This window comes from Streptomyces sp. BBFR2 (genome assembly GCF_044497305.1).
In the GTDB taxonomy this organism is placed as follows: Bacteria; Actinomycetota; Actinomycetes; order Streptomycetales; family Streptomycetaceae; genus Streptomyces.
The window spans coordinates 6,461,514-6,472,341 of sequence record NZ_CP172415.1; the positions used below are offsets into that span (position 1 = coordinate 6,461,514).

11 protein-coding genes are annotated in these 10,828 nt (G+C 70.8%); 4 read left to right on the forward strand and 7 right to left on the reverse strand.

Annotated elements, in window-relative coordinates:
* Positions 1 to 121 precede the first annotated feature (121 nt).
* Together ACGH2B_RS26615 and ACGH2B_RS26620 are read left to right on the forward strand one after the other, a co-directional pair.
* Positions 122 to 280: a hypothetical protein gene (locus tag ACGH2B_RS26615; RefSeq protein ID WP_399094959.1), complete on the forward strand. Its 159-nt coding sequence runs from the start codon at positions 122 to 124 to the stop codon at positions 278 to 280.
* A 647-nt stretch (positions 281 to 927) separates the two neighbouring features.
* Positions 928 to 1,416 (forward strand): hypothetical protein, encoded by a 489-nt coding sequence (locus ACGH2B_RS26620; protein WP_399094962.1) that lies wholly within the window; start codon positions 928 to 930, stop codon positions 1,414 to 1,416.
* 28 nt (positions 1,417 to 1,444) lie between these two features.
* Here the strand turns inward: ACGH2B_RS26620 and ACGH2B_RS26625 are convergent, their stop codons facing one another.
* Positions 1,445 to 2,497 carry a LuxR C-terminal-related transcriptional regulator gene (locus tag ACGH2B_RS26625; protein ID WP_399094965.1) on the reverse strand — a complete coding sequence of 351 codons (1,053 nt, stop codon included), beginning with the start codon at positions 2,495 to 2,497 and terminating at the stop codon, positions 1,445 to 1,447.
* An 823-nt stretch (positions 2,498 to 3,320) separates the two neighbouring features.
* Between ACGH2B_RS26625 and ACGH2B_RS26630 the strand changes: the two genes are divergently transcribed.
* Positions 3,321 to 3,479, forward strand: a complete 159-nt coding sequence (locus ACGH2B_RS26630; RefSeq protein WP_399094968.1) for a hypothetical protein — start codon at positions 3,321 to 3,323, stop codon at positions 3,477 to 3,479.
* 299 nt (positions 3,480 to 3,778) lie between these two features.
* The gene (locus ACGH2B_RS26635) at positions 3,779 to 5,083 is read left to right on the forward strand and encodes a helix-turn-helix domain-containing protein (protein ID WP_399097358.1); all 1,305 of its coding nucleotides are present in this window, start codon (positions 3,779 to 3,781) and stop codon (positions 5,081 to 5,083) included.
* A 333-nt stretch (positions 5,084 to 5,416) separates the two neighbouring features.
* Here the strand turns inward: ACGH2B_RS26635 and ACGH2B_RS26640 are convergent, their stop codons facing one another.
* The 6 genes from ACGH2B_RS26640 to ACGH2B_RS26665 all read right to left on the reverse strand — a co-directional run bounded on the left by ACGH2B_RS26640 (position 5,417) and on the right by ACGH2B_RS26665 (position 10,797).
* Positions 5,417 to 6,727: a PLP-dependent aminotransferase family protein gene (locus ACGH2B_RS26640; RefSeq protein WP_399094971.1), complete on the reverse strand. Its 1,311-nt coding sequence runs from the start codon at positions 6,725 to 6,727 to the stop codon at positions 5,417 to 5,419.
* Positions 6,724 to 7,881, reverse strand: coding sequence for an alpha-hydroxy acid oxidase (locus tag ACGH2B_RS26645; protein WP_399094974.1), 1,158 nt, complete (start codon positions 7,879 to 7,881; stop codon positions 6,724 to 6,726). Before ACGH2B_RS26645 ends, ACGH2B_RS26640 begins: the two co-directional genes overlap by 4 nt.
* Positions 7,878 to 8,939, reverse strand: coding sequence for a 4-hydroxyphenylpyruvate dioxygenase (gene hppD / locus ACGH2B_RS26650; RefSeq protein WP_399094977.1), 1,062 nt, complete (start codon positions 8,937 to 8,939; stop codon positions 7,878 to 7,880). Before hppD ends, ACGH2B_RS26645 begins: the two co-directional genes overlap by 4 nt.
* A gap of 127 nt (positions 8,940 to 9,066) precedes the next feature.
* Positions 9,067 to 9,927: a dimethylargininase gene (gene ddaH / locus ACGH2B_RS26655; protein ID WP_399094980.1), complete on the reverse strand. Its 861-nt coding sequence runs from the start codon at positions 9,925 to 9,927 to the stop codon at positions 9,067 to 9,069.
* Between the two features lie 4 nt (positions 9,928 to 9,931).
* Positions 9,932 to 10,144, reverse strand: coding sequence for an MbtH family protein (locus tag ACGH2B_RS26660; protein ID WP_399094983.1), 213 nt, complete (start codon positions 10,142 to 10,144; stop codon positions 9,932 to 9,934).
* A gap of 176 nt (positions 10,145 to 10,320) precedes the next feature.
* Positions 10,321 to 10,797, reverse strand: a complete 477-nt coding sequence (locus tag ACGH2B_RS26665; protein WP_399094986.1) for a hypothetical protein — start codon at positions 10,795 to 10,797, stop codon at positions 10,321 to 10,323.
* Positions 10,798 to 10,828 lie beyond the last annotated feature (31 nt).

The window sequence follows — 10,828 nt, forward strand, 5'->3', positions numbered from 1 at the left end:
GAATGGTTCCGTCTGTGGATTCCGGGACGGGGGCCCACCATTCTGGAAGAGCGGAAGGGGACGGCAGGGCAATCCGGACCGGACCATTCCATATTCACCACTCTGAATTCTGGGAGAAATTATGAAGTCTGCCCGCGTGTTCGTGGTCACTGTTCTCTGCGCGATGATGATCGGTGCCGTCGCCGGTACGGCTGCCGCCGAAACCGGCAGTGCCGGCATCCGGGTGACGTCCTCCGCCACGCCCGGCGACGACAGCGGCTGGGGCCGTGTCGCAGGATGACCTGCAGGTACGCACGGGGAAGCCGACCCGTGGTCAATTCCGGAGTCTGTGGTCCACGAGATCCCGGAAAGCGGGAATTGTGCAGAGGGGAACGCTCGACTCCTTGATCGATGGGCGACGGGAAGTTGTCCGTAAATTCAGTGACCAGGAAAGAGGAGTGCTCGGATATATCGCGCGCGGAACCACCTGCGGGGAGACCATCCCGCGCATGAATGTCGGTCCGCGCACCGTCGGCAGGTGCATGCGCCGGATGTGCGCGAAAACCGGAACCCGGAACCGAACGTATTTTGCTGCTGGCCCTGTGGGTCGAGGGCTCCCTCATGAACGCGATTGAGGACATGGGGCTACTGGCGACGCCGAAACTTCCCGACCGGGCTCAGGTTTGACCGGGTCCAGGCCCGACCGACTCAGGATCGAGCGCCGAGTCGTCACCGCGGGCGCCGTATGAACGTGCGAATACGTGGCTGTCGGACCGACGTCCGTGCGGCAGTATCCTCACCGCGGCCGCGGCGCCGCTCGGAAAACTCCTCTCTTTTTCTCCATGCGTCCGGGCGTCGTGGTGCCCCGCACGCCTCATTCACCTGCACCGCCCGGACTTACGACGAGATCGGAGAACTGTGCCTGGACGGCGAGCTCTGAGCCAGCCGATGCAGTCCTTCGTCGAAGAGCTGGTCCTGTGCGTGGCGGTCAACGGCGGCCGAGTGCCCGCCCTGTTGTGGCCTGAGGATCCGGCGACCTTGTCGGCCCTGCTGGAGCTGCTGCCCCGCCCGGTCCGTCCGGAACAGGGCGCCGAGCTTTCCGTGCCGGGCGGGCCGGGCGCGGAGGAGCTGGCGGACGAGCTGGGCCGCAGGCTGCAACTGAGGGTGCGTCCCCTCTTCCGCTTTCTGCCGGTGGGTTCCCCTGTCGTGGAGAGCGCGCTGAACGGTGCCGAGTCCACGGTCACGGTCCTGGAAGGAGCCTGCCGCTGCGCTCTGTCGCGTGTCGGGGAAGCCCCGGCGCCTGGCCCTTCGGGCCCGCTCGGCATGCGGTTGCGTTCCGGCGGCACCCTCTTCACGCCCCAGGGCCACAGCTACCGGCTGTCGGAGATCCACGCCCCGACCACACTGCTCGAACTCCACCTGGAGGGCCCGGGTTGACGGCGTGCGCCACCGGGCCGCCGCCGGATCAGGTCGGGGCCGCCGTGGGTGCTGCGTCCGGCTCTCCGCCGTCGTTGAGCAGCCCTCTCTCGGCCACCGCTACGCCGGCCTGGAAACGGCTCTCGGCGCCGAGAGCCTGCATCATGTCGGCTATGTGTTTGCGGGTGGTGCGCAAGGACATGCCGAGCCGCCGCGCGATCGTCTCGTCCTTCAGCCCTGCCGCCAGCAGTCGCAGGATCGTGCGGTCCAGATCCTTGGCGACCGCCTCCAGACCGTCGGTGGCCGCGTCGGAGAACGGCTGGGCCTGCGACCACACCTGCTCGAACAGCTCGTACAGGAAGTGCACGACCGACGGCTCCCGGATCACCACCGCGCCCAGCCGGTCGTTGCGGTTGGTCATGAACGCGAGTTCCCGGTCGAAGATGATCATCCGGCCGACGAGCTGATGGGCGGTCCGGTACTCGCCGCCCAGCGCGCTCACCGTGGCGACGTACGCCTGGCTGGGGCCGTTGAACCGGGCGGTGTGGTGGTACACGGTCCGCATCCGCACCCCCCGAGCGAGTATCTGGCTGTCCCGGAGCAGTGCGTCCTGGAGCACCTCGGGCGGGCGGGTGCCGCCGGGCTGCACGGTGACCATGTCCTCGCGGCACTGCTCGGCCGCCCGGTTCAGCGCGGCCCGCACCTGGGTGAGCCCGGGAATGACCTCCAGATCCTTGGAGACACCGTGCCTCCCCTCGTTGTAGTCGGCGGCCAACCGGGCGAACTGGTCGCGGAAGAGGTGCAGTTGCGTCTGCTGTTCGGCGATGGCCCGCTCCACCGGTGCGGTGGCCACGGCCGCGACGAGGTGCGGGTCGACGGCCCAGAGACGGCTGTTGCCCTCCCTGCCTCTGTGCACCAGGCCGATCCGGACGAGGCGGTCCACCGCACCGCTCACCGCGGTCGCGTCGGCCCCCGTCTCCTCGGCCATCAGCGCCGGGTCCAGCCGACCGTGCAGAGCCAGAGAGCGGTAGACGGCCACTTCCTCGGCGCTGAGTGTGTCTCCCACGGTGAAAACATCGTCATCGGTCTGCTGATCCGCCATCAGTCCTCCGCTCCTGGTACCCACATGGACACGTGCCGCACGCCCTCACCGCATTCAACGTATCCCGGCTGCCGTGTACGGGCCGTTCACCGGTTGCCCGCACGTGCTGCGGATCGCTTCGTACGGGACGGGCGACCGCGGGAGCAGGTTCATACGGGGCGACCGGTTCTGCTCATGGCGGTGATCAAGCCCCCGTCGGGCTGTCAGCTCCGCTGCCTCTAGAGAGTCGTAAGCCGGGGGATCGGTTCCTCCGACACGCCGGTCGGGTCGCTCCCCTCCTGGATTCGCCCTGCGAAAGCGCTCCTTCCTCCTGCCCCGTGCGGGGGAGAGGAGCCGTTGCCGCCGTCGCGGACCACGCGCCGCCCAGCCGGTCCTTTCCGGGGCGCCGGACCGGGGCCGGGGTTCGCACCAGCCCTCGCCAGGTCGTTTTGACGGCTCTTGGACGGTGTCCCGCGACCACCGGCCGCGCGGTACCACCGCGCGATCACGCCGGCCCTGCCTGGGGCCGGCTTTTGCCTCTACGGAGTCCCGGAGGGCAACCGGCCAACGGTGTCCGGCCGGCGGACTGCCCGGCGGCCGGAACGACGCTGCCGACCGCTCGTCGCGGGAGGACGTCGGACGGCCACGACCATCCGACTTGCCATTACTTGATGCCGCATGGGCGTTTCATCCACCCCCCGCTTTGGTGCCGGAGAACTTGGTGAATGGTTCCGTCTGTGGATTCCGGGACGGGGGCCCACCATTCTGGAAGAGCGGAAGGGGACGGCAGGACAACCCGGACCGGACCATTCCATATTCACCACTCTGAATTCTGGGAGAAATCATGAAGTCTGCCCGCGTGTTCGTGGTCACTGTTCTCTGCGCGATGGTGATCGGCACCGTTGCCGGTACGGCCGCCGCCGAAACCGGCGGTGCCGACATCCGGGCGACGTCCTCCGTCGCGCCCGGCGACGACAGCGGTTGGGGCCGTGTCGCGGGATGACCTGCGAGTATGTACGGGGGAGTCGGTCCGTGGTCAGTTCCGGAGCCTGTGGTCCAACAGGTCGCGGAACGCGGGAATCAGACAGAGAAAGGGCGCCCGACTCCGTGAGCAAAAAACCACGGAAATCTGTCCGGGAAATCGGTGACCGGGAAAGAGAAACACTCGGACATCTGGCGCGCGGGGAAACCCGCGGGCAGATCGCCCGGCGCATGAGTGTCAGCCCGCATGCCGCCGGAATAAGCGCGGCAACCGGGCTTTCGATACGGGAACGCGCAGTGGGTGGCCAGCGGAAACGGTCGGTGCCGGCACCGTCTGAGGGGCCCCGCGAAACAGTTTCCTTCGCCGAACTGCTGAAGAGTTATCGGGGCCGGTCCGGGCTGACCCAGCAACAACTGGCGGACTTCGCGACGTTGAGCGTCCGAGCGATCCGGGACCTGGAGAGCGGACGGGTCCGACGGCCCCGGCGGGAGAGTGTGGGGCTGCTCGCCGATGCGTTGCGGCTGGGCGATCCCGAACGCCTGCAACTGCACGCCGCCGGTGGAAGCCCGGCGGACCTGCGGGTTGCACCGCGCCCACTGCCCGTGCCCTCCGCTCCGCCCGCCCTACCCGCTCCGCCCGGCACGCTGGTGGGCCGGGAAGCGGAGCTGCAGGTTTTGCTCGATCAGGTGACCGTATACGGTCACCGCCTGGTGAGCGTGGTCGGCATCAGCGGCATCGGGAAAACGCATCTGGTGCTCGAGGCGGCCCGGGTGCTGCGTGCCAAGGGCTGGGGGGTCAGGTGGCACGCGTCGGCCGGGGAGCCCCTTTGCTGCGGTGCGGCTCCCGCGGCCGGTTCCGGCGGGCCGCCGCCGGGTGCCGCTGACCTGACGGACGACCTCGCCGGGGCGATCGGTGAGAGGCATGAACTGTTGGTGATCGATGGCGGCGACGCTTCGGGCTCCGGCAGGGTGGACGTTGGCGAGTTGCTTCGGCGCTGTCCGGGGCTGCGCGTCGTGGTGACCGGTCTGACGCCGCGATATCTGCCGGGTGAGCGGGTACTGCCGCTCACCGCGCTGGCCATGCCAGAGGAGGCGCGGGACTATGACCACGCCCGGTTGAGCGAGGTCGAGTCCGTGGCGTTGTTCCTGTCCCACATGCGTCGGTCACGGCCGGGGTTCCGGCTTCGGGAGGACAACGCGCACGCGGTGGTGCAGTTGTGCCGCTGGCTCGACGGTGTACCCAGAGCACTTGAATACGCGGCGGGCTGGTGCCTGGTGTATCCGCCTGAGCGCCTGCTGGCCCGAGCCGGTCAGGACTCCTCCCTCCTCTCCTCCCCGGCGGGCTGCGGCTGCCAGGACCTGCTGCGTTCCCTGGCGCGCAGCGTCGACATCGTGGCCGAGGGCTGTCGCCAGGTACTGGCTGAGGTTGCGGACCGTCCGCACTGGACGGTCGGGGACCTCGACCATCTGGTGCCGGATCCGGCTGCCGCCCTGCACGCGTTGCTGGTCCACGGCCTGGTGCGGCCGGCGGGCGCCCGCTTCCCGGAGCGGTTCACGGTGCTGCAACTCGTGCGGCTCCTGTACGTGCGGGACCGAGCTTTGACGCGGGTGGCCCGTGTCGGCTGAGACCGCCGCTGTACGCGCCCACCCGCACAGGAACGCGTTCACGTCCTCCACGATCGCCTTGACCGGCAGCAACAGCCCTCGCCGGTCCGTCAGTTCACGATCCGGTCACGGGCGCGCCGCACCGCCCCGTCCGAGGGCCGACGGGCGAGTAGCGCACCTGGCCCTCCCGCACCCCGGTCCGGGCGATCACCCCGGCCCGGTGAAAGGCGTGGAGACCGCGCCGGCCGGCGACATCGACATCCGAGGCGCACCGGCGTCGACAGGATCGGTGCACGGTGCTGCCGTGGGCATAAGAGTCCTCTCCGTGTTTGCGCGATCAGTCGCGCCCGGTGGTCAGATCCGCTCGGTGATGAGATCGGTCAGCCGGTCGAGCCCCGCCTCGATCTGATCGGTGGTCAGGGAACTGCACGACAGCCGCATCTGGTACGCGGCCACCTCGTCGTCGTGGAAGTGACGCATCGGCGTGAACAGCACGCCGTACCGGTTCGCCGCCACGTCGAGCAGCTCGTCGGTGACCGGGAACGGCACCGTCAGCCCCACGAAGAAGCCACCGCCGGGGGTGTTCCAGCGCACCCCGTCCAGACCGCCGAGACGTCGGGCGAGCCCCCGCAGGAGGCAGTGGAGGTTACGCCGGTAGGTGTCGATCTGCCGCCGGTTGGCCCGCAGCAGGCTCCCCCCGTGCTTCAGCAGCATCCCGCCGATCAGGGCCTGGCTCACCGGCGAGGTGTTGACGGTGAGCATGCTCTTCGCCTTCGACAGCTCGTCGGCGAGCAGCCCGCCGGCACCGTCGCGTCCGGCGATCCGCTGGTCCGCGACCGCGAAACCCACCCGGGCACCGGGGAAGCAGGTCTTCGACAGCGAACCGAGATGGACCACCCGCTGCCCGGTGTCGAGCGCCTTCAGCGTCGGCGGACGCTCCCCCTCCACCGCCTGGAAGAACCCGTACGGGTTGTCCTCCAGCAGAAGCAGGTCCTGTTCGGCGGCGATCTCCAGCAGCCGGGCCCGGCCACGCACGGTCATGCTGCGGCCGCTGGGATTGGAGAAGTCGGGGACGAGGTAGAGCGCCCGGGGCCGCAGACCCTCGGCACGGGCGGCCGCGAGCCGCGCGAGCAGATCGTCCGGGTCCACCCCGTCGGGGCCCTCCCGCACCGGACGGACCGGCCAGTCCAGCAACCGCGCGGCGCCGGTCAGCCCGACGTAGGTGGGAGCCACGGCCAGCAGGACGTCGCGGTCGGTGGCCCGCAGGGCGCGCAGCACCAGCCACAGCGCCTCCTGGGCGCCGACGGTGACCAGGATCGCCTCCGGGTCCACGGTGATCCCCTCGTCCAACTCCAGTTGCCGGGCGATCAGTTCGTGGACGATGCCCTTGGTGCGCCCGTACTGGAACAGTTCCCGGTGGACCCGGGCCCGGTCGTACCCCTTCGTCTCCGTCAGGTGCAGGGCGTAGGCGTCGAGGTAGCGGTGCAGGTCGGCGAGGTCGAAGCCGTCCTCGGCCGGCCTGCCGGGCGCGAAGGAGATCGCGTCCGGGAAGCGGTTCGCCACCTCGTTGAGGAAGTTCATCGACAGCATCGCCGGGTCGGAGAGCGAGGCGTGCAGGTCCGCCGGGTCGAGCTGGACGGGCGTGGAGGTCACGGGCGCGGTCATCGGACACCTTCCGAAGGAGTTCCGCCCGGAGAAGTACGACCGTCCGCCACTCGTGCCGTCAGCCGCCGGGCGGCGTCGAGGTCGGCGCAGCCGGACAGCTCCAGGGCGGAGCGCAGTTCGGCGGCGAGCAGGTCGAGGACCCGGCGGACGCCTGGCTCGCCGCCGGCGGCGAGCCCCCACAGGACGGGCCGGCCGAGCAGGACACCGCTTGCGCCCAGCGCCAGCGCCCTGAGGACATCGGTGCCGCCGCGGATGCCGCTGTCCAGCAGTACCTCGCACCGCTCGGGCAGGGCCTGGCGTACGGCGGGCAGCATGTCCACGCTGGCCACGGCACCGTCGAGCTGGCGTCCGCCGTGGTTGGAGACCACCACGGCGTCCGCGCCGAGTTCGGCGGCGAGCGCCGCGTCCCGGGGATCCAGGATCCCCTTGACGATCAGCGGCAACCGGGTGCTCTCCCGTAGCTGGGCGAGGTCGTCCCAGCTCAGCCCGGCCGCGAAAGCCTCGGCGGTGTGCTCGGCCACGGCGGAGACACCGGGCCGCCGGTCGTGGGTCACCCGGAGGCTCGCCGGGTCCAGGTGGGCGGCGGCCACGTCCGTCGGCAGGGCGAAGCCGTTGCGCAGGTCGCGCAGTCGGCGGCCCATCCGGGGGACGTCCACGGTCACCACGAGCGTCGCGCAGCCGGCTTCCTCGGCCCGTCGGACCACGTCGGCCGTGGCCCCGGCGTCCCGCAGGCAGTACAGCTGGAACCAGGTGACTCCGCCCGGCGTGGTCACGGACTCGATGGGCCGGCTGCTCAGCATGGAGAGGGTGAACGGCACCCCGGCCGCCGCGGCGGCCCTCGCCGTCGCCTGCTCCCCGTCCGGATGTACCAGTCGCTGGTATGCCATCGGCGCGACGGCGACCGGCAGGGCGGCGGCCGGGGCGCCGGGCAGCTCGGCGCTGGTGTCGCAGCCGGGGCTGCCGGCGAGAACCCGGGGGACGAGCCCGATCCGGTCCAGTGCCGTCCGGTTGGCCGCCAGGGTCAGTTCGGTGTCGCTGCCGCCCGCCACGAAGTCCCAGATCCCGGCGGGCAGCACCCGCTCGGCCACGGCCGCGAACTCCGCCACGGACACCGGTTCCGAGCCGGTCGTCACGGGATCGGCGAGGGCGGTCACCGGGACGCTCCCTCGGAGGCCAGCCGCTCGGCCTCGACCGCTTCGTAGAGGGCCTTGATGTTGCCGCTGCGGAAGGTGCGGGCGCCGAAGCGTTCGATCACCTCGTAGAACAGCGTGCTGTTCGGATGGGTGGAGCGGGTGAAGATCTGGAACAACTGGCCGTCCTGGTCCTCGTCCACCAGCACGTTCAGCTCACGCAGCCGGGCAAGGGTGTGCCGGGTCAGGTCGAGGCGGCCCGCCAGCAGGGTGTAGTAGGACTCGGGGGTGGACAGAAAGTCGACTCCGCGCCCGCCCAGGGTGCTGACGGCCTCGACGATGTCCGCGGTGGCGAAGGCGAGATGCTGCACTCCGGGCCCGCCGTGCCGCTCCAGGAAGCGGTTTATCTGGCCGGGTTCGGCGGTGGCGTCCGGCTGGATCAGGGTCAGGGCGATCGCCCCGGACGCGCTCTGCACCACCTGCGACTCCATCGCCTGGGCGCCGACCCTGATGTCCTCGGTGAAGATCGTCCGGAAGCCGAGCACCCGGGTGTAGTACTCCACCGTGCGGTCGAGGTCGCCGGCCTCCAGGCAGACCGCGAGGTGGTCGAGTTCGGTGAGGAGTCCGTCCGCTCCCGCCGCGCCGGCGTCCGGGACCGGGGTGAAGGACGGCGGCACCGCGAAGTCGCCGGCTTCGGTCAAGGTGTGCACCACGTCCCCGAAACCCTCGATCACCGCGGTGGTGCGGCCGTCGGGGTGCCGGTGCGGCGGGGCGACCGTGACGGCCCCGCGTGCCATGGCGTCGGCGTAGGCCAGGGACACGTCGGGCACGGTGAGCGCGATGTCCGCCACACCGTCCCCATGGGTCCGTACATAGCGGGCCGCCGGGTGACCGTCGGTGCGGGCCTGGGTGAGGACGAGGGTGATCCGGCCCTGCCGCAGGGCGAGGGAGTCGGCCTCCGCCGAGGCGGCGCGGCCGACCGGACGGAAACCGTAGTGGTCGGTCAGCTCGGCCGAGGCCGCCGCCAGGTCGGCGACGTGGAACTCGACATGGCTGATGCGGAAGTCGGGCGTGTGGGTCATGACAGAACCATTCGTCGGGCGGTGGGGATATCGGGAGCGATGCGGGGTGCGGTGAGCGCGGGGATCCGTGCCGGGTCCTGCGCGGTCGCGGAGGTGCAGGGTTCGGCCGGCCGGACGAGCGGGGCGGTCACCGGGTGCCTCCCGGAACGGGGTGGCGCAGTTCGAGGGTGCAGCACTTGACGCTGCCGCCGCCCTTGAGCAGCTCGGACAGGTCCACGCCGATCGGCTCGAAGCCGCGCTCGGCCAACTGGTCGGCGAGGCCGCCCGCCTGGGGGGAAAGGAGCACATGGCGTCCGTCCGAGACCGCGTTCAGACCGAACACCTCGGCGTCGGCGTCGGTGGCGATCACGGCGTTCGGGTACAGCTCGCGCAGGGTCCGCCGGCTCTCCGGGGAGAACGCCGCCGGGTAGTACATGATCTCGTCGTCATCGAGTACGGCCAGAGCCGTGTCCAGGTGGTAGAAGCGCGGGTCGACCAGGGTCAGGCCGACCACGGGGCGTCCCAGCACCCGCTCGGCCTCGGCGTGCGCGGCGAGGTCGGTACGGAAACCGGTACCGGCGAGGATCCGGTCGCCGGCCACCAGAAAGTCGCCCTCGCCCTCGTTGGTGTGCGAGGCGGTGTGGACGACCGGGTATCCCCGCTGCTCGAACCAGGTGCGGTAGGCGGGTCCTTCGGCGGCGCGCTCCGTGTGCCGGAAGCTGGCGACCAGGACGCGGTCGTCCACCACGGTCGCGCCGTTGGCGGAGTAGACCATGTCGGGCAGTCCGGGCTCCGGCTCGATCAGCTCGACGGTGTGGCCGAGTTCCCGGTAGAGCTCGTACAGCCGCTCCCACTGGAGGACGGCGAGCGCGGTGTCGGTCGGCTTGGCCGGGACCATCCAGGGGTTGATGCGGTAGGAGACGGTGAAGTGGGTGGGTCGGCACATCAGGTAGTGCCGGGGGCGGGCGATGTACCGGGCGCGGGTCCGGGGCTGCGTCTGGGACGGCATCGGATCACACCTCGCTCATGGCGGCGGTGAGACCGGCCGGACGCGGGTCCGTCCAGCTCTCCTCGATGGAGGACGGGCGGGCCTGCCGGGGCTCCGGACCATGGACGGTGGTCCAGCCGGCGGGGACATCGAGAGCGGCCGGCCGGAGCGAGTGCTGGTTCTCCTGGTTCACCAGGACGAGGCAGGCGGCTTTCTCGTCTTCGAAGGGATGGGTCATGGGTGTTCCCTCTTCTCACTGAATGGGGGCAGAGGATCGGTTCCTGGCGCGTTTCTTGTCCTTGTGCCGAGGCGGTGTGATCACCCCGGCCCGGTGCTTCCGGCCTGAGGGAAGCGCCTGTGGCCAGGCGAGAGACAGACAGGAGGGCGGAGCGCCGACGGATGCCGGAGCCGGGGTCAGCCGCTCGGGACCAGGTCCGCTTCACGGGTATCCACAGCGGCCCGCCCGTCGCGCCGCGGCTCCGTGGGAAGGCCGCCGGTCGCCACGGCCGGGACCGGGACGCTCACCCGGTCGCCGGAGCCCTCCGCCTCGACAGCGTTCACGGTGCCGTCGGCAGCGGACACCACGCCGAAGACGCGGGCGAGTTCACCCGGCGCCCGGCCGGCGGGCACCTCCATGGCGGTACGGACGACGAACGGCGCCGCGCCGGCCCCGCCGACACGTTTCCGGCCGGCGGCTCCCCGCCCGGGGGCCGCCGCGAACACCGTACGGCCGTCGGTACATCCGGTACGTCCGCCACGGGTGTCGGCCAGGGCGACGCGGCCGAGCGGGCCGCGCAGCCGTACGGTCAGGGGGTGGTCGCGGGCGGGGCCGGCCCCGGACATCCGGCTGAGGAACCACAGCCGCGGCCGGGCGAAGGACACGGGATACACGGGATCTCCAAGGAAGGGGGTGTGCACGACG